The following is a 23,556-nucleotide window of genomic DNA, read 5'->3' as shown; positions in this document are numbered from 1 at the left end:
CGCCTCATGACGATGCAGCCCGGCTTTGCCGATCTTGCCCTGCCGGACCTGCGCCTGCGGGTGGGAGACGATATCCTGCCCGCGACCGGCGCGGTCGATGTGGAAGACCCGAGTACCGGCGCCACCGTGGCGCAAGTGCCGCTGGCCGGCGATGCGGCCGTTGACGCCGCCGTAGCTGCCGCGCGCGCCGCGCTGGTGGCGCCGGCCTGGCGCGACCTGGCCCCGCTGGCGCGCGAGCGGCTGCTGCACCGCCTGGCCGATGCGATGGAGGCAGACCTGCCGCGCCTGGCGGCGCTGGAAGCGCTCGATACCGGCAAGCCGCTGACCATGGCCGAAACCGTCGATGTTCCTTCGGCCATCGCCTGGCTGCGCTGCTATGCCGGGTGGCCATCCAAGCTGGCCGGGCGGGCGGGCACCTTGAGCGCCACGCCGGGGGACTATCACGTCTATACCCGGCGCGAGCCGGTGGGCGTGGTCGCGGCGATCACGCCGTGGAATTTCCCGCTGGTTCTGGCGATGTGGAAGATCGCCCCGTCCCTGGCGGCGGGCTGCACGCTGATCCTCAAGCCGGCAGCGGAAACCCCGCTGTCGGCGCTGCGCCTGGCCGAACTGGCCCGCGCGGTGGGCTTTCCCCCCGGCGTGTTTACCGTGCTGACCGGCGATGGCGCCACGGGTGCGGCGCTATCGCGCCATCCCGGCGTGGCCAAAGTGGCGTTCACCGGCTCCACCGCCACGGGCGGCGCGATCCTGGCGGCGAGCGTGCCCGATTTCAAGCGCGTGACGCTGGAACTGGGCGGCAAGTCTCCTTCCATCGTCTGCGCCGACGCTGATCTGGCCAAGGCGATCCCGCAGGTGGCGATGGGTTGTTTCTTCAACAGTGGGCAGATCTGCTATGCCGGGTCGCGCGCCTATGTGCACCGCTCGATCTATGACCAGGTGCTCGATGGGCTGGCCGATGTGGGCGCCGCGCTGCGCCTGGGGCCGAGCGCCGATCGCGAGAGCCAGCTTGGCCCGCTGGTGAGCGCGCGGCAGCAGGCGCGTGTGGCCGGCTTTGTCGCGCGCGCACGGGACGCCGGCATTGCCGCGGTGGAACGCCGCGTGACACTGCCGGAAACCGGGCATTTCCTGGCGCCGACCGTGCTGCGCGATGTGCCACCCGATGCCGAGGTGGCACGCGAAGAGGTGTTTGGCCCGGTCTTGGCAGTGACCGCGTTCGACGACCTGGACGAGGCGATCGCGCTGTCCAACGACAGCGCCTATGGCCTGGCCGCGCATGTGTGGACGCGCGACCATGCCACCGCGCACCATGCGGCAGCGCGGCTGGAGGCCGGCACGGTCTTTGCCAACTGCATCCTGGTGGCCGATCCCGCCTTTCCCTTTGGCGGGATGAAGGCATCGGGCATCGGCCGCGAAAACGGCAGCGAAGTGCTGGACGCCTATCTCGAACCCAAATCCGTGATCATGGCGCTGTAAGGCGCCGCGAAAGGACGATGCCGATGAAGATCACCGCAGCCCTGGCCGTGGCGCCGCACAGCGATTTCAGCGTGGAAACGGTGGACCTGGGCGCGCCCCAGGCCAACGAGGTGCTGGTGCGCATTGCCGGGGTGGGGCTGTGCCACACCGACCTGGTCTTTCGCGATCAGTTCGTGCCGCTGCCGCTGCCGGCCGTGCTGGGCCATGAAGGCGCCGGCGTGGTGGAAGCGGTGGGCAGCGCGGTGACCGACCTGGTGCCCGGCGACACGGTGGTGCTGGGCTTTTCCAGCTGCGGGCACTGCCCGCGCTGCGCCGAGCATCTGCCCAGCTATTGCCGCGAGTTCGTGCCGCGCAACTATGCCGGGGCGCGGCCCGATGGCACCAGCCCGATCAGCCGCGATGGCAGCGCGGTAACGGCGGTGTTCTTTGGCCAATCCTCGTTCGCCAGCCATGCCATTGCCGATCGGCGCAACGTGGTGAAAGTGGCGGCGGGCGATGACCTGGCGATCATGGGGCCGCTCGGCTGCGGCCTGCAGACCGGGGCCGGCGCCGTGCTGCGCTCGCTCGATTGCCCGGCGGGCAGCACGCTGGCGGTGTTTGGCGGCGGGCCAGTGGGCCTGGCGGCAGTGATGGCCGCGCGCTATCGCGGGTGCAGCCGCATCATCCTGGTAGAACCAGTGGCGGCGCGGCGCGCACTGGGCGTGGAGCTTGGCGCGACCGACGTGATCGACCCGGGCGCGGGTGACGTGGCCGCCGCGATCCGCGCGCTGCTGCCCGATGGCGTGGATTTTGCCGTGGAAAGCAGCGGCCGGGTGGCCGTGATGGAAACAGCATTGGCGAGCCTGGCCAGCCGGGGCGCGCTGGGCCTGGTCGGCGTGCCGCCGCGCGCCGAAGATGCCCTGGCGATCAACATTGCCGGCATGATCACGTTCGGCCATCGCGTGATCGGGATTATCGAGGGGGACAGCGACCTGCAGGGCTTCATCCCCGAACTCGTCGCGCTTTATCGCGCCGGGCATTTCCCGTTCGATCGGCTGATCAAGGCCTATCCCCTGGCGCAGATCAACGAGGCCGTTGCCGCGCAGCATCGCGGTGAATGCGTCAAGGCGGTGCTGATCCCCTAACCCTACGGCGCTCTAACCCTGGGGCGGCGCCTCGCGCAGCAAGGGGACCAGCACGTTGTTGAGATCATCGAGATCGAAGGCGCCGGCCTTGGCATAGCGCACCACGCCGGCGCGATCGATCACGAAGTTGGTCGGCACGCCGGTGAGTGGGGCATAGGGCCCCTTGAGCGTGCGCACCGCCGGAATGTGCATGACCGCAAACAGCTTTTTCAGCTGGTAATTGGGCAGTGAATCCTCGGTCGTCACGGCAAACACGCGCAACCCGTGCTTTTGCTGCAGGGCATAATATTGATCGAGCAGTGGCAGTTCCGCCTTGCACGGGCCGCACCAGGTGGCCCAGAAATTGAGGACCACGACCTGGCCTTTGAGGTCGGCGAGCGACAGCTTGGTGCCATCGATCAGGCGCAGGTCAAACGGCGGGGCGGGCTGGCCGACCACGGGGTCTTTGGCCAGTGCCGGCGCGGTTGGCGCAAACGCCGTGGCGGCAAGCAGCGCGGCGGCGCCAGCCATCGCCAGGCGGCGCGGAACGGCAAAGCGGATCGGCATCATCTCGGTTCCTGTCGGTGCGCGCGGTGCCGGTGCCCCCGGTCGCCCGCGCAGACTGTCACACCGGGCCGATTGTCGCCAGTCTTGCCGCTGATATTCCCACCGTTTCGGCATAAATCTCGTCCCGCGCGGATGGGCGCGGCAAGCATGGCGATTTTGCTTGTTCTTACACTCATTGATGTCCAGAGTGTTGGACATATGGCCCGCTTCCCTTTCTCTGCGATCGTCGGCCAGGACGAGATGAAGCTGGCGCTGCTGATTGCGGCGGTCGATCCGGCGATCGGCGGGGTCATGGTGTTTGGCGATCGTGGCACGGGCAAATCCACCGCCGCACGCGCGCTCGCGGCGCTGCTGCCGCCGATCCTGGTGGTGGAGGGCTGCCGCTTTGGCTGCGAAACGCCAGGCCAGTGCCCCGGGCCGTGCACGGGCGGCAAGACCGTGCGCCAGGCGGTGCCGTTCGTCGATCTGCCATTGGGCGCGACCGAAGACCGGCTGCTCGGTGCGCTTGACCTGGAACGCGCGCTGCGCACGGGCGAGCGGGTCTATGAACCCGGCCTGCTGGCGCGCGCGCATCGCGGGTTTCTTTATATCGACGAAATCAACCTGCTGGAGGATCACCTCGTCGACCTGCTGCTCGACGTGGCGGCATCGGGCCAGAACGTGGTGGAACGCGAAGGCCTGTCGGTGCGCCATGCCGCGCGCTTTGTCCTGATCGGCAGCGGCAATCCAGAAGAGGGCGAATTGCGCCCGCAACTGCTCGATCGCTTTGGCCTGTCGGTGGAAGTGCGCACCCCGCGCGCGATCGATACGCGGGTGGAGATCATGCGCCGCTGCGCCGCGCACGATGCCGATGCGGCGGCGTTTGCGGCGCAATGGGCGCAAGAGGATGACAAGGTCTTGCAACAGATCGCGCGCGGGCAGCGGCGGCTGGCGCGGATCACCGTGCCCGATGCGGTGATGACCGATGCGGCGCTGTTGTGCAGCGAACTGGGCGTGGATGGCCTGCGCGGGGAATTGACACTGATGCGCGCCAGCCGCGCGCTGGCCGCGCTCAAGGGCGCCAAGCTGGTACGGCGCGAACATCTGGTGGCGGTGGCGCCGCTGGCGCTGCGCCATCGCCTGCGCCGCGACGTGCTGGATGAAAGCGGATCGAGCGCGCGGATCGAACGCGCGCTGGCCGAACACTTGTCATGACCGGCGGGCTGGCGGATGCGCTCCTGGCAGCGCGCCTGCTGGCCCAAAGCCCCACGGCGCTTGGCGGGCTGTGCCTGCGCGGCGGCGGCCCGGCGCGCGATCTGGTGACGCAGGCGCTGGCTGCGCTGTTGCCGCCTGGGACGGCGTGGCATCGCCTGCCCGGCCATATCGATGAAGAGCGGCTGTGCGGCGGCACTGATATTGCTGCAAGCCTCGCAAGTGGCACGCTGGTGCACCAGCGCGGCCTGCTGGCGGCGGCGCACGGTGGGGTGCTGGTGGTGCCGATGGCCCAGGGCCTGCGTGCCGATATTGCCGGACGCGTGGCCCAGGCCATGGATGGCGCGGGCGGGCCGATCCTGGTCTTGCTCGATGATGGCACAGCGGACGAACCGCGCCCGCCGGCCGCGTTGATGGAGCGTATTGCGTTTGATATCACGCTGGATGGGCTGCGGCCGGCTGACTTGGCAATGCCTTTCCCCGTGGCAGATACGGCACAACCGAGCGTTCCTGCGCCCTATGACGCGGCACTTGCTGCGCTGGCGGCCGCCGCCACGGCGCTGGGCATCGCCTCGATGCGGCCGATGTTGCAGGCCGCCGCCGTGGCGCAGGGCCATGCCGCGCTGGCGGGGCGCGCGACCGTGAATGCTGAGGATGTGGCGCTGGCCGCGCGGCTGGTGCTCTCGCCCCGCGCCACGCAAGTGCCGCCCGAGAGTGCGCCGCCCCCTGATGCCCCGCTCGATATGCCGCCCGAGCAGGAGCGCGACACGCGCGATGGCGAGCAGGAGGGCGAGGGGGCAGAGATTCCAGAAGATCTGGTGATCGAGGCGGCACGCGCGGCGATCCCGCGCGACGTGCTAGATCGCATTGCCGCCGGGCAGGCGGGTCGGGCCAAGACCGGTGGCGGCGGTGGCTCGGGGCAACGCTTGCGATCGGGCCGGCGTGGCCGGCCGCTGGGCGCGCGGCCTGGCCTGCCCGGTGGCGGGGCGCGCCTGGCCCTGATCGACAGCCTGCGCGCGGCCATTCCCTGGCAACCGCTGCGCCAGCGCGATCCCGCGCCCGATGGCGCCGGGCCGATCCGCTTTCGCCGCGACGATCTGCGGGTGCGCCGGTTTGAGGAGCGGCGCACCACCGTGACGGTGTTCTGCGTCGATGCCTCGGGCTCTACCGCGATGGCGCGCCTGGCCGAGGCCAAGGGCGCGGCCGAGCTGATCCTGGCGCAGGCCTATGTCAAGCGCGCGGAAGTGGCGGTCTTGGCGTTTCGCGGCGAGGGGGCCGAGGTGCTGTTGCCGCCGACCCGCTCGCTCACCCGCGCCAAGCGCGCGCTGGCGGCGCTGCCCGGCGGCGGCGGCAGCCCGCTGGCGCATGGACTGGTCCTGGCGCGCCAGCTGGCAGAGGCGGTGGCCGCGCGCGGTGGCACGCCGATCCTGGTGTTCATGACCGATGGCAGCGCCAATATCGCGCTCGATGGTGCGCGCGGCCGTGCCCGCGCGCAGGATGATGCGCAGCGCGCGGCCCGCGCTATTGCCGTGGCCGGCCACGATGCCGTGGTGATCGATATCGCCGCGCGTCCCCGGCCGGAGGCAGCGGCCCTGGCCCAGGCGATGCGCGCGCGCTATCTGCCCTTGCCCTGCGCCGATGCCCGCGCGCTGCATGCCGCCGTGGCCCAGGCGACTGCGCCAGAGCCGGCGCTACGCCGGGCGCGGGCATGAGCAGCGGGCCGCGCTGGGCCGTGGAGGGCCGGAACTGGCCGCATCGCGCCGCCAGCCGCTTTGTCGAAACGCCAGGGCTGACCTGGCATGTACAGCAGATGGGCGATGGCGCGGGGCCAGTGGCGCTGCTGCTGCACGGCACCGGCGCGGCCACGCATAGCTGGCGCGATGTGATGCCGCTGCTGGCGCGTGATTATACCGTAGTGGCGCCCGATCTGCCCGGCCATGGCTTTACCCAGGGGCGCCCGCAAGGCGGGCTGACACTGGTGGCGATGGCGCGCGCGGTGGATGATCTGCTGCGCGCGCTGGGCCAGGTGGCGGCAGTGGTGGTGGGCCATTCGGCCGGCGCGGCGATTGCCCTGCAACTGGTGCATGGCCGCGGCGATGGCGTGCCGGTGGTGGGCCTCAACCCCGCGCTGATGCCGTTTTCGGGCCTGGCGGCGCAGCTGTTTCCCTCGCTGGCGCGGATGCTGTTCGTCAACCCGCTGGTGCCGCGCATGCTGGCGGGCATTGCCCGCCTGCCGGGAGAGCCGGAACGCTTTCTGCGCCGCGCCACCGGCTCTGCCCTCGATGCCCAGGGCCTGCGCTGCTATGCCGCGCTGCTCGGCAATGCCGGCCATTGCGGCGGGGCGATGGAAATGATGGCCAGCTGGGATCTCGACACCCTGAGCCGCACTTTGCCGGCGATTACCGCGCCCGTGCAGCTGGTGCATGCGCGCGGCGACGTGGCCGTGCCCCTGGCCTCGGTGGAAAAGGCTGCCGCCCTGCTGCCCCATGCACGGCTGGAGGTACTGCCTGGGCTGGGCCATCTGGCGCATGAGGAGCGGCCCGACCTGGTCGCGGCCTTGATCCACGCCCATGCCCGGCAACAGCGGGAGACCGTGGGATGAGTGGATGGAGCCAACATTTCGGCTGGGTGGAAATCGTCTTTACCGCCGCGATCGCCATCGGTTTTGGCGTGTGGCAGCTGTGGTCAGTCAACCGCGAAATCCGCCATGACCGTGCGCGCAAGGCCGAGCAGGAGCGGGCGGATGCCAGCGATGATGGGGCGCCGCCGGCTGTTTGAGCAAAGATTTCGCGCAGAGGCGCAGAGGCGCCGAGAAAATCTGAATCTCCGCGCCTCTGCGCCTCTGCGCGAACCAAATTATGTTCGGCACTGCCCGTCGTAGACGTGCGCGCGTTGCGTCAGAAGAACAGCTGGACCCCGGATCAAGTCCGGGGTGACGAAGAGCTATGTGTAACCCTGGCCTATTCCACCCGCGGAATGCGATAGGGCAGCATGAATTGCACGATCGGCGAGGAGAAGCGATCCATGTCGAGGCTTTCCTGGACCGAGACGACTGGTTCGCCCAGCAGGGTGGAGCGCAGGGTGGAGCGGGAATAGAACGGGGCGTCTTCCCAGGTGCGCACCACGCTGGCGTGGCCGCGATCGGCGCGGGTCTTGCGTTCCATTTGCCATAGCGTGTTGGGCAGGGGCGCCACGGGTGGCAGTTCGGCCTCTTCGTGCGGGGTGCCATCGGCGGCAAAGCGCAGGGCGCTGGCAAAGGGGCGGCCGTCGCGGCGGATGCCCTCGTAGAACACGAAGGAGCCGTGGCGGCCATGGGCGCGTGACCAGTGCCAGACGCGGAAGCCCTGTTCCAGTGCCTCGCTGCCGAAATTGGAATCGAGATAGGCGCTGCCCTGCCAGGCCAGCCCGGGCTGCTGCATCGTCACCTCGATCCGCGCGCGTGGGGCAAGGCAGTGCCAGCGGTGCCGGCCTTCGGGGTCGAGCGCGAAGGCCTTGGCGTTCATCGCCTCGGGAATGACGCGCACGCGCCCGGCCACGCGACGCTGCCATGGCACGCCGACGCGCTTGTCCATCTCCTCGATATCGATTTCCAGCGCATTGCCGGTCCAGCGCATGGCACTGGGGCCGATCTGCAGGCAATCGGCGTCGCGCCGCACCGCGCCGCGTCCGCGCTCGGTCATCGTCCAGCGCGCGCCGGGGCCATAGAGCGCGACGTTGAGCGCGCAGTGATCCAAGGGCGTGCCCCGGCCACTTTTCTTGTAATAAGGGGAAAACACGCTGCCGATGAAGGCGATGATCGTCAGCCCGTGGCGCCCGCACTGGCTGATGGCATCGACATACCACCAGCCATAGCCACCGGGTGGAATCGCCGCATCGAAGCGAGGTCTTGCAGCACTGCCCGGCTCGCCAACCGTGCCGACAAGGCGGCCATCGGCACCCCCGCTCCGGGGTGGGTGCTTCCACCCGCGCAATAGAGCCCAGGGATCCGGGTCCGCGTGCCCTGCCGCAGGAATGACGCCGCCCAGCCGTGCGAGGCCCGTCCATAGATCGCTCCGCCCGTCGAGGGCAAAAAGGTCTCGAACTCGTTCGGCGTCAGCAGGATGCGGGGACAATCCGTTTCCAGCTCCAGCCCGCAGCGGCGCAGCGTCTTGCGCATGGCCAAGGTGCATTGGTCCCTCTCCTTTTCGCTATAGGCGTGGCTGTCGCCGTTGGCCGGGGCATTGACGATGATCTGCAGGCGCTCGCGCCCGCCGGCTTGCGCAGTGGTGCCATCGCGATCCTGCGCGCAGACATAGACGCTGGGATCGGCGGGCGGGCGGCCGCCGCGAATATCGCTGAATTCGCGCGGGTAATCGGGCGAGAACAGCACGTTGTGCCGTTGCAGGGGGAAGCCGCTGGTTTTGGCATGGGCGAGCCAGACCATGGCCGAGAGCGAGCGGTGACGCACGCCGTGGCTGCTGACCGCCATGGCGCCGATCGGGCCAAGGCGCCCGGCAGCAAGCGCTTCGGGATCGGCATTGGTGATCACGGCATCGGCTGGCACATGCTCGCCATTGGCAAGCACCACGCCCGAGGCGCGGCCATTGTGCGTTTCCAGCATGGCCGCACCGGTGCCAAAACGGAACTGCGCGCCATGGCGCTGCGCCAGGTTCATCAAGGCCTGGGCCAGGGCGCTGATGCCGCCATCGATCAGCCACACGCCCTGCGCCTCGACATGGGCGATCAGCATCAGTGTGGCCGGCGTGGCAAAGGGCGAGGAGCCGCAATAGGTGGAATAGCGCGCGAAAAGCTGACGCAGCCGTTGATCGGCAAAGTGCTCGCCCAAGACCTTCCACAGGCTTTCATAAGGGCGGATGGCGAGGAGATCGCCCACCCGCCACAGCCCGATGCGCCACATCAGCGAGGGCGGCCAGGCGAGCTTTGATCCGCGCAGCATGGTGGCGTCGAGAATGCCGTGGATGCGCGCCGCCTCTGCCCGGAAGGCGCGAAAGCCAGCTGCTGCCGCCGCGCCGGCAAAATCGCCGATCGCTTCCTCGCTGCGCGCGGGATCGGCATGGAGATCGAGCTGGCCGTCCCCGTCCCAGGCATGGCGGGCGAGCACCTGGGCGCGGCGGATCGTGACATGATCGGCCAGGTCAGCGCCGCAATCGTGGAAGATATCGGCAAACACATCGCGCAGGGTGAACACGGTGGGGCCGGCATCGATGCGCACGCCATCGACGGCCAACTGCCGCGCCTTGCCGCCCGGATGCCCGGCCTTTTCGATCACGGTCACCGCCAGGCCGCGCGCGGAGAGCAGCGCGGCCGCTGCCAGCCCGCCAATGCCTGCGCCGATGATCGCAACCCGTGCCGCCATGCGCGTCGTGCCCCTTTGTGAAAGGAATCACCCCCGGGAATAGGAATTGATCTTTACACCAATGATGTCCATTAAAATAGACATATGGAAATGTCCACAATTCCAGACCAATTGGACCCGCCGTCTGCCGTGGCGCCTTGGCGTCGACGGTGGACGGCGTGGCGCAATGGCGTGCTGGCCAGCCCGCGCTTCCAGTTCTGGGCGGCGCGGCTGCCAGGGATTGCGATCGTGTCACGCCGCCGCGCGGCGCAGGCGTTCGATCTGGTGGCGGGCTTCTGTTATTCGCAGGTGCTGATGGCGGCGGTGCAGGTTGGGCTGCTTGATCTCTTGCGTCGCGGGCCGTGCAGTGCAGATGACGTGGCGCTGGCCAGCGGCCTTTCGCCCCAGGCCGCGTTGCGCCTGGTGCGCGCGGCGGCTGCGCTCGACCTGGCCGAGGAAGTGGCACCGGGGTGGTGGATGCTGGGGCAACAGGGCGCCGCCCTGCAGGCCAATCCCGGCGCGATCGCGATGGTGCGCCATCATGCGCTGCTCTATGCCGATCTGGCCGATCCCGTGGCGCTGCTGCTGCGCGACCGGGCCATGCCCACCGCGCTATCGTCGTTCTGGCACTATGCCCAGGATGCCAGCGAACACGAGGCGGCATCCTATTCCGCGCTGATGGCGGCTTCGCAGGCGATGGTGGCGCAGCAGGCGCTGGCGGCCTATCCCTTTGCCCGGCATCGGCGATTGCTCGATCTCGGCGGTGGCCATGGCGCCTTTGCCAGCGCAGTGGCCAAGGCCTGTCCGGCGCTGGAGGTGGGTGTGTTCGATCTGCCGCCGGTGGTGGCCGGCGCCGGCGCCTGGCTGGATGCAGCGGCGATGCGCGGGCGCATCGCGTTGCATGGCGGCGATTTCTTTCGCGATCCGATTCCGCCGGGCCATGATTGCATCACGCTGGTGCGGGTGCTGCACGATCATGATGATGATGCCTGTCTGGCCCTGCTGCGCGCCGCGCGCCAGGCGCTGGTTCCGGGCGGGCGACTCGTGGTGGCAGAGCCGATGGCCAAGACGCCGGGCGCGGCCGCGATGGGTGATGCCTACTTCGGATTTTATCTCTGGGCGATGAATGCCGGGCGCCCGCGCAGCGCGGCCGAATATGGCGCGCTGCTCAAAAAAGCCGGATTTCCGGGGTGGCAGCGCCATCGCACGGCATATCCCGTGGTTGCCAGTGTGGTTGTCACGTGTAGATGACACTTAAAAACGTCAAGATAGATTGACGTATGTCAAGGTTGGCGTATGGTGATCCTTGCCGGAACGTACCCGCTTTCGGGTGAACGCGACGGGGTCTGACCGACCGTTGGGAGAAGGACCGGGGCATGGATGCGCTGGCCGTCATACTCGAAGCACCCAGGTGCATTGCGCTACGCAAGCTGACGTTGACCAGTTCGGTCGCCGGCAACGGCGCAGTTCTCGGCCCGAGCGACGTGGTGGTCGATATCCGCTGGAGCGGCATCAGCACGGGCACCGAAAAGCTGTTGTGGTCGGGTGAAATGCCGGTCTTCCCCGGCATGGGCTATCCGCTGGTGCCTGGGTATGAGTCGCTGGGCCGCATTGTCGACGCCGGGGCCGAGGCGCAGGGGCGCATTGGCGACTGGGTCTTTGTGCCGGGCGCGGCCTGTTATGCCGATGCGCGGGCGCTGTTTGGCGGCACGGCGCAGCGCGTGATCATTCCCTCGGCACGGGCCTTTCCCGTGGCCGAGTCGCTGGGCGCCGATGGCGTGCAGTTTGCCTTGGCGGCCACGGCGCTGCATGCGCTGCAAGGCGGCGCGGCGCCCGATCTCATCATCGGGCATGGCACGCTTGGGCGCCTGCTGGCGCGGTTGACCATCGCCATGGGCGCGCCGGCGCCCACGGTGTGGGAACGCAATGCGGTGCGGCGCGAGGGTGCCAGCGGCTATCGCGTGATCGCGCCCAAGGACGACGATCGGCACGATTACGCCACGATATACGACGCGAGCGGCAATGCCGATTGCCTGGACCAGCTGATCGCCCGGCTGCGCCACGGCGGCGAAGTGGTGATGGCCGGCTTCTATGCCAACCGCCCCAGTTTCGATTTTGCCCCCGCATTCCGGCGCGAGGCGCGCTTTCGCATCGCCGCCGAATGGCAGCCGGCCGATCTGGTGGCGGCGCGCGGCCTGATCGACAGCGGGGCGTGCAGCCTGGCTGGCCTGGTCAGCCACATGCGCCCGGCGACCGAGGCCAAGGACGCCTATCCCGAAACCTTCCTCGCCGCCGACTGCCTCAAGATGGTTCTCGATTGGAGCGCTTGCGCATGACCTTGCTGAACACTGCCGATGCCCTGCGCGCCGAAGCCGCGATCGAGCCCGATGCCCCGCACACGGGCGAGGTTACCAAGCAGACCCAGGTGATCGCGATCTATGGCAAGGGCGGATCGGGCAAGAGCTTTGCCCTGTCCAACCTCAGCTACATGATGGCGCAGCAGGGCAAGCGCGTGCTGCTGATCGGGTGCGATCCCAAGTCTGATACCACCAGCCTGCTGTTTGGCGGGCGCAGCTGCCCCACGATCATCGAAACCTCTGCCGCCAAGAAGCTGGCGGGCGAAGAAGTGCGCATCGAAGACGTGTGTTTCCAGCGTGATGGCGTGTTTGCCATGGAGTTGGGCGGACCGGAAGTGGGCCGTGGCTGCGGCGGGCGCGGCATCATCCATGGGTTCGAACTGCTGGAAAAGCTGGGCTTCCATGATTGGGGGTTCGACTATGTCCTGCTCGATTTCCTGGGCGACGTGGTCTGCGGTGGGTTCGGCCTGCCGATCGCGCGCGATATGTGCCAGAAGGTGATCGTGGTCGGCTCCAACGACTTGCAATCGCTCTACGTTGCCAACAACGTGTGCAAGGCGGTGGAATACTTCCGCAAGATGGGCGGCAATGTTGGCGTGGCCGGCATGATCGTCAACAAGGATGACGGCACCGGCGAAGCCGCTGCCTTTGCCGATGCCGTGGGCATCCCGGTGCTCTGCGCCATTCCCGCCGACGAAGACATTCGCCGCAAGTCGGCCAATTACCAGATCATCGGCCGGCCCGATGGCCAGTGGGGCAGCCTGTTCGAAGATCTGGCGGTCAATGTTGCCACCGCGCCCGCGCAGCAGCCGCGCCCGCTCGACCAGGATGGCCTGCTCGGCCTGTTCTCACCCGAGCAGGTGGGCGGCGATGTGGTGCTGCGGCCGGCCACGCAAGCCGATATGCGCGGCGCCGCCTTTGTCCAGAAGCCCTCGCTCGAGGTGATCTATGACGAGGCTTGACGCACCCGCGCCGCCGGCCGCGCGCCAGGCAGACCGCATCGCGCTCGATCCGCCGCCGGCCAGTGGCGGGGGCTGCCATGCCGATGCCGGCGTGCTGCGCGCGGCGACGGACCAGGCCCAGGGCAGCGCGCTGCTGGAACGCTATGCTGCCGATTATCCGGTGGGGCCGCACGATCAGCCGCAAAGCATGTGTCCGGCGTTCGGCTCGCTGCGCGTCGGGCTGCGCATGCGCCGCACCGCTACGGTGCTGTCGGGCTCGGCCTGCTGTGTCTATGGCCTGACGTTCACCTCGCACTTTTACGGCGCGCGGCGGACGGTGGGCTATGTCCCGTTCAATTCCGAAACGCTCGTCACCGGCAAGCTGTTCGAGGATATCAAGGACGCGGTGGAAGGGCTGGCCGATCCGGCGCTCTATGATGCCATCGTGGTGACCAACCTGTGCGTGCCCACGGCCAGCGGTGTGCCGCTCCGCCTGCTGAAAAAGCAGATCAACGGCGTGCGCATCATCGGCATCGACGTGCCCGGCTTTGGCATTCCCACCCATGCCGAGGCGAAGGACGTGCTCGCCGGCGCGATGCTCGCCTATGCCCGGGCAGAGGCCGAGCAAGGCCCGGTGGCGGCGCCGCGCGTCAAGCCCGATCGCCCGACGGTAACTTTGCTGGGCGAGATGTTCCCGGCCGATCCGGTGGGCATCGGCATGATGCTGGAACCGCTGGGCCTGGCCGCCGGGCCGGTGGTGCCCACGCGCGAATGGCGCGAGCTGTATGCCGCGCTCGATTGCGCGGCAGTGGCGGCGATCCATCCGTTCTACACCGCCAGCATGCGCGAATTTTCCGCCGCCGGGCGCGGCATCGTCGGCTCTGCCCCGGTCGGGGTGGAAGGCACGGCCAGTTGGCTCGATGCCATCGGCGCGGCCTGCGGCGTGGCGCAGGATCGCATCGATGCGGCCAAGAACCGTTTCCTGCCCGCGATCGGCGGCGCGCTGGCGGCCAATCCGATCAAGGGGCGTATCACCGTGACCGGCTATGAAGGCTCGGAACTGCTGGTGGCGCGGCTGTTGATCGAAAGCGGCGCCGATGTGCCCTATGTCGGCACGGCCTGCCCGGCGACGCAGGCGGGTGAGGCTGACCGCGCCTGGCTGGAGGCGCGCGGCGTGCGCGTGAACTATCGCGCCAGTCTTGAGCAGGATATTGCCGCGGTCGAGGAATTTGGCCCCGACCTGGCGATCGGCACCACGCCGGTGGTGCAGCATGCCAAGCAGCGCGCGATCCCCGCGCTCTATTTCACCAACCTGATTTCCGCCCGCCCGCTGATGGGCGTGGCCGGCGCGGGCAGCCTGGCGCAGGTGGTCAACGCGGCGATGGCCAACAAGCCACGGTTCGATCGCATGCGCGCCTTTTTCGATGGGGTGGGCAGCGGGCCGGGCGCGGGCGTGTGGGAAGATACCCCGCAGGACCGGCCGCAGTTCAAGAAGAAATATGCCGCCCTGAACGAAGCTGCGCGCAAGGCGGCCGAGGCGGTGGGGTCATGACTCTGGTTCTCGATCACGATCGCGCCGGCGGCTATTGGGGGGCGGTCTATGTCTTTACCGCGGTCAAGGGCCTGCAGGTGATCATCGACGGTCCGGTGGGATGCGAAAACCTGCCGGTGACATCGGTGCTGCACTATACCGATGGCCTGCCGCCGCACGAACTGCCGATCGTGGTGACCGGCCTGGGCGAAGAGGAGCTGGGCAAGACCGGCACCGAAGGCGCGATGAAGCGGGCGTGGAAGACGCTCGATCCCGATCTGCCGGCCGTGGTTGTCACCGGCTCCATCGCCGAGATGATCGGCGGCGGGGTGACGCCCGAAGGCACCAATATCAAGCGCTTCCTCCCGCGCACCATCGACGAGGACCAGTGGCAGAGCGCCGATCGCGCGCTGGGCTGGCTGTGGAAGGAATTTGGCCCCAAGGGTATGCCCGCCGCGCGGCCGCTGCGCGAGGGGGAAAAGCCCCGCGTCAACATCATCGGCCCGTCTTACGGCATGTTCAACATGGCGAGCGACCTGCACGAGGTGCGCCGCCTGATCGAAGGGATCGGCGCGCAGGTCAACGTGGTGTTCCCGCTGGGGTGCCATCTGGCCGATATTCGCAAGCTGGCCGACGCGCAGGCCAACGTGTGCCTCTATCGCGAATTTGGCCGGGGCCTGTGCGAAACGCTGGAGCGGCCCTATTTCCAGGCGCCGATCGGGCTGGACAGCACCACCTTGTTCCTGCGCGCGCTTGGTGCGGAACTGGGGCTTGATCCCGAACCGTTCATCGAGCGGGAAAAGCATACCACGATCAAGCCGCTGTGGGATCTGTGGCGCTCGGTAACGCAGGATTTCTTTGCCACCGCCAGCTTTGGCATCGTGGCCAACGAAACCTATGCCCGTGGCATCCGGCGGTTCCTGGAAGACGACATGGGCCTGCCGTGCAACTTTGCCTTTGCGCGCAGTGCCGGGGTCAAGCCGCGCAACGAGGACGTGCGCGCGGCGATCCATGCCAATCCGCCGCTGGTGCTTTTCGGTAGCTATAACGAGCGCATGTACAACGCCGAGCGCGGTGGGCGCGGGATCTATATCCCGGCCAGTTTCCCCGGCGCGGCGATCCGGCGCCACACCGGCACGCCGTTCATGGGCTATTCCGGCGCGACCTATCTGGTGCAGGAAGTGTGCAACGCGCTGTTCGACGCGCTTTTCCACATCCTGCCGCTGGCGACCGAAATGGACAAGGTAGAGCCCACGCCCGCGCGCGGGGTCGGCGAAGCGGCGTGGCGCGAATTGCCGTGGGATGACGATGCCAAGACGCGGCTGGACGAGGTGGTGGCAGCACAGCCCGTGCTGATCCGCATTTCGGCGGCCAAGCGGCTGCGCGATGGCGCCGAGCGCGCCGCCCGCCGCCATGGCGAAGATCGCGTATCGGCCGATCGGCTGGCCGATGCCCTGCTTGAGGCGCAGGTCGCATGACCCGCGCCCGTTCCATCCGCCCGGAAGCCTGCCGCGCGCAGCCCGGCCCAGCCATTCTCACGGTGCATTCGGGCGCCGCGAGGATACCCGAAGAGGTCGTTTCGCCTCTCGCACACCACCAACGAAAGGAGATTGGGCTATGAGTGATCGTGACGATCGCTTTGGGCTGAGAACGTATCTCACGCCCGAGGAAGCCAAGGAGTTCCACAAGCTGTTCATGAGCAGCTTCCTGGGCTTCACCGGCGTGGCCGTGGTTGCACACGTCCTGGTCTGGATGTGGAAGCCCTGGCTGTAAGCCGCCCACTCCCTCGCGATATCGGGCCAAGGGGGCCTGATGAGGCGAGGGCCAACACTCTTGCACAAGGATAAAACCCATGTGGAGACTTTGGCTGATTTTCGATCCGCGCAGGACATTGGTTGCCCTGTTCGGCTTTCTGCTCGTGCTGGCGCTGATCATTCACTTCATCCTGCTCAGCACCGACACCTACAACTGGCTCGACGGCCCCAACTCGGCGCAGGGCGCCGCGCATGCCGCCGCAGCCGCAAAACCGGCCAGCTGACGCAAGCCCGTGCGAGAGGCGGCGGCGATCCCGACCGCCGCCTCATGGGCGCTGACGCCTGAAAAAACTGGCATCTGAACACAACAGCCGCCGCATCCAGGCGGAGAGGGGGATGGCCATGGCACTCCTGAGTTTCGAACGAAAATATCGCGTGCGCGGTGGCACCTTAATTGGTGGCGACCTGTTCGATTTCTGGGTGGGCCCGTTCTACGTCGGCTTTTTCGGCGTGGTAACGGCGATCTTCGCCTCGCTGGGCACGGCACTTATTTTCTATTCCGCATCGCAAGGCCCGACCTGGAATCCCTGGTTGATTTCGATCGCGCCGCCCGATCTCAAATATGGCCTGGCGCTGGCGCCGCTCAAGGAAGGCGGCTTCTGGCAGATCATCACGGTCTGCGCGCTGGTCTCGTTCGTGTCATGGGCGCTGCGCGAGGTGGAAATCTGCCGCAAGCTGGGCATGGGCTATCATGTGCCGGTGGCCTTTGGCATGGCGATCTTTGCCTATTTCACGCTGGTGGTGATCCGTCCGGTCCTGCTCGGTGCGTGGCACTGGGGCTTTCCCTACGGCATTTTCAGCCACCTCGATTGGGTGTCGAACACCGGGTACCAGTACCTGCACTTCCATTATAACCCGGCGCATATGCTCGCGGTGTCGTTCTTCTTCACCACCACCCTGGCGCTGGCCCTGCATGGCGCGCTGGTGCTGTCGGCGGTGAACCCGCCCAAGGGTGGTGAGGTCAAGTCACCGGAATACGAAGACACCTTCTTCCGCGATCTTATCGGCTATTCGATCGGCACGCTGGGCATTCACCGCCTGGGCCTGTTGCTGGCGCTGAACGCCGGGTTCTGGAGCGCGGTGTGCATAGTCATCAGCGGCCCATTGTGGACGCGCGGTTGGCCCGAGTGGTGGACCTGGTGGCTCAACCTGCCGATCTGGTCGTGAAGGAGCACCGTGCGATGACGACCTACCAGAACATATTCACCCAAGTGCAATTGCGCGGCGAACCGGAAATGGGCGTGGCCCTGCCACCGGGCAGCGAAGAGCGCATCGGGCAGGGCAGCTTCGTCCACCTGCTTGGCCTGGTTGGCCAGGCGCAGATCGGCCCGATCTATCTGGGCTGGACCGGCATTTTCGCGCTGATCTTCGGGTTTACCGCGTTCGAGATCATCGGTCTCAACATGCTGGCCTCGGTCAACTGGAACCCGATCCAGTTCGTGCGCCTGCTGCCGTGGCTGTCGCTGGAACCGCCTGGCCCGCAATACGGCTTTACCCCGTTCGTGCCGCTGGCCAAGGGCGGGTGGTGGATCATCGCCGGTTTTTGCCTGACCACCTCGGTCATGCTGTGGTGGGTGCGCACCTATACCCGCGCCCGCGCGCTCGGCATGGGTACGCATGTCGCCTGGGCCTTCCTCAGCGCGATCTGGCTGTTCCTGGTGCTGGGCTTTATCCGCCCGTTCTTTATGGGCAGCTGGGCCGAAAGCGTGCCGTTCGGCATCTTTCCGCACCTCGATTGGACCGCTGCGTTCTCGATCCGCTATGGAAACCTGTTCTACAACCCGTTCCACTGCTTCTCGATCGCGTTCCTCTATGGCTCCACCCTGCTGTTTGCCATGCACGGCGCGACGATCCTGGCTGTCGGCCGCTATGGTGGCGAGCGCGAGATCGAGCAGATCACCGATCGCGGCACCGCATCGGAACGCGCCGCGCTGTTCTGGCGCTGGACCATGGGTTTCAACGCCACGATGGAATCGATCCATCGCTGGGCCTGGTGGTTTGCCGTGCTGACCACGCTGACCGGGGGCATCGGCATCCTGCTGACCGGCACCGTGGTGGACAACTGGTATCTGTGGGCCCAGCAGCACGGCTATGCGCCGCACTATCCCGCAACCGGGGTGATTGACCCCGCCACCTTGGGGAGCACGGGGAAATGAGACGGATCACCGCTATTGCCCTGGCGGCGCTTGCCGCGCTGTCCCTGGGGGGCTGCGAACTTTCCCACAAGGTTTCGGGCCAGAACGGCTATCGCGGCACCGGCATGGACCAGGTCACGGTCAAGAAAGTGGCCATGGCCAAGGACGAGGTGCCGCCGCCGCCCTATGACCCGCCATCCACCGACGGGCCGCGCGCCAAGGAGCAGTTCCAGAACCTGCAGGTGCTGGGCGATGAATCCGCCGAGCAGCTGAGCTATACCATGGCCGCGATGACCGCCTGGGTGGCGCCCAAGGAAGGCTGCAACTATTGCCACAATCCCAACAACATGGCCTCTGACGAACTCTATACCAAGGTGGTCGCGCGGCGCATGCTGCAGATGACGCGCAACATCAACCACAACTGGCAATCGCACGTGGCCCAGACCGGGGTGACCTGCTGGACCTGCCACCGTGGCCAGGCCGTGCCGACCAACCACTGGACCATGCCGCCCGCGCCGCCCAGCGGCATCATCGGCAACCGCCATGGCCAGGACGACCCGATCGCCGCCACGGGATTTTCGTCGCTGCCCGATGCCTCGCTGGCGCTCTATCTGACCGGCGACCCGAAAAAGGACCAGAATATCCGCGTCCAAGCCACGGCCGCGCATCCTTCGCCGGCTGACAAGACCAGCGTGATGCAGACCGAAAATTCCTATGCCGTGATGATCCACGTGTCCAAGGCGCTGGGGGTAAACTGCACGTTCTGCCACAATGCCCAGGCGTTTGGTGCCTGGCCGATCAGCACGCCCAAGCGGGCCAAGGCCTGGTACGGCATCCGCATGGTGCGCGAAACCAACGGGCAGTATATCGGCTCGCTCACCAGTGCCTTCCCGGCCTATCGCAAGGGGCCGATGGGCGATCCGTTCAAGGTCAGCTGCGCTACCTGCCACCAGGGCAAGAACAAGCCGATGGGTGGCTATCCCATGGCAAAGGATTACCACGCCCTGTGGGGTGCGCCGGGCAATGCAACGGTGCCCGCCACGTTCCCCACGCCGTTGCAGGCGCCAACGCCCACCCAGCCCGTCGCCTCGGCTGCTCCGGCGCGTGGGGCGGCCACACCGCAGGGGTAGGCGCGATGCCGCAAAACAGCCATCCGCCGTAATGCGCAACGCGATGGAGCATTCGGGAACGGTTCGGGGGGTCAGCCGTTACCGCGCCAGGGAAGTATTGGAAAATGCGGGACGATTGGCACGGACTGCCTGCTGTTGCCGCACCCTGGCTTAGGTATGTTTTCGCCCTAACGGCCGTATTGCGTGGCACTATCGGACACGTTCTAGTTTCCCGCCGTCCCGTGTGACGCGCAGCCTCATAAAACATAACGGAGGATGCAGATGATATCCAAGGTCCACACTCTTGCATTGGGCACCGCCACGCTTTTGCTTGCCGCGTGCGGCGGTGGTGGCAGCAAATCGGCGGCGGAACAGACGCCTGCCGCCAGCGAAACCACCACGGCGGCCGCAGCCACCGCCTCGATGACCCCGGCAGCCGCAGCCAGCACGCCCGCGCCGGCGGCTGATTCCACCGATACGCTCGATCATACCACGCTCGCCTCGTTCACGGCCGATCCCGTGCACGGCAAGCAGATCTTTGCGCAGTGCCAGGCCTGCCACTCGGCCGAACCGGGCAAGAACATGATCGGCCCCTCGCTCGCGGGCGTGGTGGGTCGCAAGGCTGGCTCGATCGCCGGGTTTGCCTATTCCAACGCCAACAAGAGCAGCGGCATCACCTGGACGGCAGAAAAGCTGTTCCAGTACCTGGAAAAGCCGCAGCGCGTGGTGCCGGGCACCAAGATGACGTTCCCCGGCCTGCCCAAGGGCCAGGACCGCGCCGACGTGATCGCCTATTTGAAGAACCCGACCTGATCACAGACGCTATTGCGATTTGTACAAAGGCGCGAAGGCACTGCGGTGTTCTTCGCGTCTTTGTGTGTGGGGAGGCCAGCATGCTACCCTGCACTGCAAGGTGCGGCACTGCGCCCCTCCGTCAGCCCTGCAGGCTGCCACCTCCCCGCTGGGCGGGGAGGATCGTGTTCAGGGCGCCGGGGTGGTGACCGGGGGGAGCAGCATGGTCATGCCCAGGCGCGCGATGCGCCAGGTGCCCTCGTGCCGGGCAAGGTCGAAGGCGTAGCGGGCCTTCACCTCGAGCAGGGTGCCATCGGTGCCCAGGCTGAAGGCGTGGCCATAGGCCGTGACCTGCGCGGTGCCGGCGGCGGCGTCATAGGCGCCGAGTGCCACGTTGCCGACAAAGTGGGCGTTGCTGGCCATGGTGGCAAAGGCGGCTTCGAAGAACCCCTGGATGCCTGCACGCCCGACGATCCGGTCCATGCCCAGGCTGGTCAGGTCATAGCAGCCATCGGGCGCGAACAGCGCGGCAACGCCGGCGGCATTGCCGATATCGTCCACCGCCATGGCATAGGCGGTGACCAGATCGGCAAGGGCCTGGCGCACGTCTGCGGGGCAGGGCGGCGGGGGATAGGTCATGCCGGCTGCACCGGGCCCTTGCCGGCCACGTAATCGTTGAGCAGTTCGTGGAAGCGCTGGATGCGCTTTTCCTGGCCGGGCAGGATGCAGCCCTTGAAGCCGCGTGAATTGAGGCCTTGTTGCTGCGTGGTGCCGATCGAGAGATCCTGATCGGCGACAAAGCCCAGCGACACGCCATCGCCATAGCGGCTGTGCCGTGCCACTGCATCGTGGCGCAACGGCACGGTGCCGATCGGGGTGACCACCTCTTTCATGCCCTTGACCGGGGGATAGAGGCACCAATGCTGGAACACGCATTTTTCCGGGTCGGTGGGATGCGGCTCGGTGCGCAGCACCTGCATCTGTTCGGGCGACATGGTGAGGGTGAGATTGGGAAACAGCGTGCAGTGGAAATAGTCCACCAGCTGCTGGTCGGTCATGTCTTCGTACATGGTATAGCCGCGCTCTGGCCCCAGCTTGCGCTTCGCGGCGATCACGGCGGCGCGGATTTCGCCGGTGCGGCCCTGGTAATCGGCCGGATCGATGCCCCAGGCGCGGGCGATATCATCCAGCGGGGCAGGCACTTCGGCGCTGTGATAGTCCACCCGCGTGGTGGCCTGGTGGCCGATCATCCACATCGCGTTGTGGCCGCTGGGATACATCTCGAACACCGTCGTGGGCAGGCCGTCGTTGATGAACGTGGCCAGTTCGGGATGGATCGTGGGGAGGTGGTAGCTTTCGTTGAAATTGTCGCGGATCACCTTCCAGTTGAATTCCGCGTCGCACGACAGCTTGAGCACGCGCACCCAGTTATCCAGGCCATAGTTGGCGAGGCGTTCCTGCAAGGGCGCCATCCACTGCGCCAGTGGCGGCACGTCATCATCCATGCACCAGAACACGAACGGGCCCCAGGTTTCGCAGCGCAATTCCGACAGGTGCACTTTGCCGCAGGGGTTGCCGCCGGCAAAATCATCCGGGTCCTGCACTTTGGCGAGCAGGCCATCGGGAGTGAACTGCCAGCCGTGATAGCCGCAGGTGATGCGCGGCAGCGAGCCGGCATCGCCCAGCACCAGGCGGTTTCCGCGATGCGGGCAGCTGTTGTAGAACGCGCGCACGCTGCCATCGGCCTGGGCGATCATCAGGATCGAATCCTTGCCGAAATCGTGGCGGATGAAGTCGCCTTCCTCCTCCAGTTCGGCCAGCATTCCGCCCAGGTGCCACACCTTGGGCCACAGATTCTGCCCTTCCTTGTCCATCCAGTCGCGCGAGATATAGCGATCGGCGGTGATCGTGTCGCCGCGCACCGGCATGTCGAAATCCGGCGAATAGCGCGATTTGTTGTCCTGGACTGTCATGCTCGCCGCCCTCTCACATCACCGGCTTGGGCAGGGTGGCATCATCCTGCAGATACCAGTTGAGCCATTCGTGGAAATACTGGTTGCCGCGTTCGTTGCGGCCGAACACCAGGTTGTCGTGCGCGCCGCTTTCCAGCCCTTTCTGGATTTCCAATCCGATCACATAGTCTTCCTGATAGGTCACATCGCGGAAGAAGTTGATCATCTGCTCCACCGCGGCGCGGTCGGCCTCGTCGCGGATCGGCTCGCGCCGCAGATAGTGCAGCACGGTGCGGTTGCGATCGGGCGTCGGCCCGGGGAACAGCTGTGCCACCTGGGTAATTTCGGGCGCGAGGAACGCCGAGACATTGGGGAACAGGATGCGCACGAAATCAAAGCCGTTGTTTTCCTGGTCGCCCCAATCCTCGCGTGGCACGTCTTTCAGCGCCTCGGCAATGCGGTGCTGGGGAAAGCCGATGCGCATCGAGGGGCCGAAGCCTTCGTAGAACATGCGGTTCGATGGCGTGCGCGGCTCGATCGTGGCGGGGTGCAGCGAGGCGAAGTGATAGCCTTCGAGATAGCCGTCGAACGCGATCTTCCAGTTGGCGCCCTCGATCGTGCGGCTGCCGAGATAGGCCCAATCGGCAAAGCCGACATTGTCGAAATCCTCGAGAAAGCCCTGGAAATAGTCATCGAGATCGAGCGGGGCATTGGGCGTGAGCGCCACGAAGATCATCCCCGCGCGCTCCTCGCACGGCAGCGCGCGCAGGGCGAGGCCCGCCTTGTCGACATCACCGAAATTGGCGCTTTCCGACACGCCCAGCAGCTTGCCGTCCTGACCATAGGTCCAGCCGTGGTACTTGCAGGTGAAGCGGGCGCACTTGCCGTGCCCTTCGGAAGCGACCGGCGCGCCGCGATGCGAGCAGACGTTGAGGAACGCACGCACCTCTCCCGCCTTGTCGCGCACGATCAGCACGGGCAGGCCCATCGCGTCCATCGCCTTGTAATTGCCTGGTTCGGGCAGCTCGGCAGTGAAGGCCAGCATCAGCGGCACGCGGCGGAACACCAGTTCCATCTCGGCCTTCCACTGATCGGGATCGGTATAGGTGGCCGTGCGCACACGCGCCACCTGCTGGGCCTGGTAGGTGCTGTTGTGCTCGACGTAATCCAGCATGATCTCGGCAATATCGCCGATCCGCTGGCGCCGCTCGGCCCGTTCATTGCTCATTTGCGGCCTCTCCTGCCTGTTTTGCTTG

Annotated in this window: 23 protein-coding genes; 17 read left to right on the top strand and 6 right to left on the bottom strand. The window is 67.0% G+C overall.

The window, feature by feature from the left end; translation table 11 throughout:
- Positions 1-6 precede the first annotated feature (6 nt).
- Both C8K14_RS00305 and C8K14_RS00300 read left to right on the top strand, forming a co-directional pair.
- Positions 7-1,473, top strand: coding sequence for an aldehyde dehydrogenase (locus C8K14_RS00305; protein WP_199223610.1), 1,467 nt, complete (start codon positions 7-9; stop codon positions 1,471-1,473).
- A gap of 23 nt (positions 1,474-1,496) precedes the next feature.
- Positions 1,497-2,597 (top strand): NAD(P)-dependent alcohol dehydrogenase, encoded by a 1,101-nt coding sequence (locus C8K14_RS00300; RefSeq protein WP_107715241.1) that lies wholly within the window; start codon positions 1,497-1,499, stop codon positions 2,595-2,597.
- Positions 2,598-2,609: 12 nt separating this feature from the next.
- Here C8K14_RS00300 and C8K14_RS00295 read toward each other — a convergent pair whose 3' ends face one another.
- A complete protein-coding gene (locus C8K14_RS00295; protein WP_022677949.1) occupies positions 2,610-3,146 on the bottom strand; it encodes a TlpA disulfide reductase family protein in 537 nt (178 codons plus the stop codon).
- 195 nt (positions 3,147-3,341) lie between these two features.
- On the opposite strand from C8K14_RS00295, the gene bchI reads away from it, so the two are divergent.
- From bchI to C8K14_RS00275, 4 genes are read left to right on the top strand one after another with little or no spacing between them, the layout of a single operon-like run.
- A complete protein-coding gene (gene bchI, locus C8K14_RS00290) occupies positions 3,342-4,337 on the top strand; it encodes a magnesium chelatase ATPase subunit I (protein ID WP_107715240.1) in 996 nt (331 codons plus the stop codon).
- Positions 4,334-6,046 (top strand): magnesium chelatase subunit D, encoded by a 1,713-nt coding sequence (locus tag C8K14_RS00285; protein WP_107715239.1) that lies wholly within the window; start codon positions 4,334-4,336, stop codon positions 6,044-6,046. The genes bchI and C8K14_RS00285 overlap by 4 nt, the downstream gene beginning before the upstream one ends.
- Positions 6,043-6,936: an alpha/beta fold hydrolase BchO gene (gene bchO, locus C8K14_RS00280; RefSeq protein WP_107715238.1), complete on the top strand. Its 894-nt coding sequence runs from the start codon at positions 6,043-6,045 to the stop codon at positions 6,934-6,936. Before C8K14_RS00285 ends, bchO begins: the two co-directional genes overlap by 4 nt.
- Positions 6,933-7,112: a hypothetical protein gene (locus C8K14_RS00275; protein WP_022677068.1), complete on the top strand. Its 180-nt coding sequence runs from the start codon at positions 6,933-6,935 to the stop codon at positions 7,110-7,112. Before bchO ends, C8K14_RS00275 begins: the two co-directional genes overlap by 4 nt.
- Before the next feature lie 182 nt (positions 7,113-7,294).
- Here the strand turns inward: C8K14_RS00275 and C8K14_RS00270 are convergent, their stop codons facing one another.
- Complete coding sequence (locus C8K14_RS00270) at positions 7,295-8,068, bottom strand: hydroxyneurosporene dehydrogenase (RefSeq protein WP_369974021.1); 774 nt, start codon at positions 8,066-8,068, stop codon at positions 7,295-7,297.
- A 65-nt stretch (positions 8,069-8,133) separates the two neighbouring features.
- Positions 8,134-9,690, bottom strand: a complete 1,557-nt coding sequence (crtD, locus tag C8K14_RS00265) for a 1-hydroxycarotenoid 3,4-desaturase CrtD (protein WP_107715237.1) — start codon at positions 9,688-9,690, stop codon at positions 8,134-8,136.
- 90 nt (positions 9,691-9,780) lie between these two features.
- Here crtD and C8K14_RS00260 point away from each other — a divergent pair, with 90 nt between their 5' ends.
- The 11 genes from C8K14_RS00260 (at position 9,781) to C8K14_RS00210 (ending at position 20,369) form a co-directional block, all read left to right on the top strand.
- Positions 9,781-10,920 (top strand): methyltransferase, encoded by a 1,140-nt coding sequence (locus C8K14_RS00260; RefSeq protein ID WP_107715449.1) that lies wholly within the window; start codon positions 9,781-9,783, stop codon positions 10,918-10,920.
- A 125-nt stretch (positions 10,921-11,045) separates the two neighbouring features.
- Positions 11,046-12,005, top strand: a complete 960-nt coding sequence (gene bchC / locus C8K14_RS00255) for a chlorophyll synthesis pathway protein BchC (RefSeq protein ID WP_107715236.1) — start codon at positions 11,046-11,048, stop codon at positions 12,003-12,005.
- Positions 12,002-12,988 (top strand): chlorophyllide a reductase iron protein subunit X, encoded by a 987-nt coding sequence (locus C8K14_RS00250; protein WP_028658065.1) that lies wholly within the window; start codon positions 12,002-12,004, stop codon positions 12,986-12,988. Before bchC ends, C8K14_RS00250 begins: the two co-directional genes overlap by 4 nt.
- A complete protein-coding gene (gene bchY, locus C8K14_RS00245; protein ID WP_107715235.1) occupies positions 12,975-14,519 on the top strand; it encodes a chlorophyllide a reductase subunit Y in 1,545 nt (514 codons plus the stop codon). Before C8K14_RS00250 ends, bchY begins: the two co-directional genes overlap by 14 nt.
- Positions 14,516-15,976 (top strand): chlorophyllide a reductase subunit Z, encoded by a 1,461-nt coding sequence (gene bchZ / locus C8K14_RS00240; protein ID WP_107715234.1) that lies wholly within the window; start codon positions 14,516-14,518, stop codon positions 15,974-15,976. The genes bchY and bchZ overlap by 4 nt, the downstream gene beginning before the upstream one ends.
- Positions 15,977-16,115: 139 nt before the next feature.
- A complete protein-coding gene (pufB, locus tag C8K14_RS00235) occupies positions 16,116-16,271 on the top strand; it encodes a light-harvesting antenna LH1, beta subunit (protein ID WP_022677062.1) in 156 nt (51 codons plus the stop codon).
- 79 nt (positions 16,272-16,350) lie between these two features.
- The gene (pufA, locus tag C8K14_RS00230) at positions 16,351-16,536 is read left to right on the top strand and encodes a light-harvesting antenna LH1, alpha subunit (protein WP_022677061.1); all 186 of its coding nucleotides are present in this window, start codon (positions 16,351-16,353) and stop codon (positions 16,534-16,536) included.
- 118 nt (positions 16,537-16,654) lie between these two features.
- Complete coding sequence (gene pufL / locus C8K14_RS00225) at positions 16,655-17,479, top strand: photosynthetic reaction center subunit L (protein WP_054131572.1); 825 nt, start codon at positions 16,655-16,657, stop codon at positions 17,477-17,479.
- Positions 17,480-17,493: 14 nt separating this feature from the next.
- Entirely contained in the window at positions 17,494-18,468 is a 975-nt protein-coding gene (pufM, locus tag C8K14_RS00220; protein WP_107715448.1) for a photosynthetic reaction center subunit M, read from the top strand.
- Positions 18,465-19,577 (top strand): photosynthetic reaction center cytochrome PufC, encoded by a 1,113-nt coding sequence (gene pufC / locus C8K14_RS00215; protein WP_107715233.1) that lies wholly within the window; start codon positions 18,465-18,467, stop codon positions 19,575-19,577. The genes pufM and pufC overlap by 4 nt, the downstream gene beginning before the upstream one ends.
- Before the next feature lie 261 nt (positions 19,578-19,838).
- Positions 19,839-20,369: a cytochrome c family protein gene (locus tag C8K14_RS00210; protein ID WP_107715447.1), complete on the top strand. Its 531-nt coding sequence runs from the start codon at positions 19,839-19,841 to the stop codon at positions 20,367-20,369.
- A 168-nt stretch (positions 20,370-20,537) separates the two neighbouring features.
- On the opposite strand, the gene C8K14_RS00205 is transcribed toward C8K14_RS00210, so the two are convergent.
- Genes C8K14_RS00205 through C8K14_RS00195 form a run of 3 tightly spaced genes read right to left on the bottom strand, consistent with a single transcriptional unit; the run spans position 20,538 to position 23,528 of the window.
- Positions 20,538-20,987 (bottom strand): nuclear transport factor 2 family protein, encoded by a 450-nt coding sequence (locus C8K14_RS00205; RefSeq protein WP_107715232.1) that lies wholly within the window; start codon positions 20,985-20,987, stop codon positions 20,538-20,540.
- Entirely contained in the window at positions 20,984-22,321 is a 1,338-nt protein-coding gene (locus C8K14_RS00200; protein WP_107715231.1) for an SRPBCC family protein, read from the bottom strand. The genes C8K14_RS00205 and C8K14_RS00200 overlap by 4 nt, the downstream gene beginning before the upstream one ends.
- A gap of 13 nt (positions 22,322-22,334) precedes the next feature.
- On the bottom strand, positions 22,335-23,528 hold the full coding sequence (locus C8K14_RS00195; protein WP_022677054.1) for an aromatic ring-hydroxylating dioxygenase subunit alpha: 1,194 nt from the start codon (positions 23,526-23,528) through the stop codon (positions 22,335-22,337).
- Positions 23,529-23,556: the final 28 nt, after the last annotated feature.

It is taken from the genome of Novosphingobium sp. GV079, from assembly GCF_003058045.1.
GTDB classification, from domain to species: domain Bacteria; phylum Pseudomonadota; class Alphaproteobacteria; order Sphingomonadales; family Sphingomonadaceae; genus Novosphingobium; species Novosphingobium capsulatum.
This window is presented reverse-complemented; position numbering and strand designations above follow the sequence as displayed.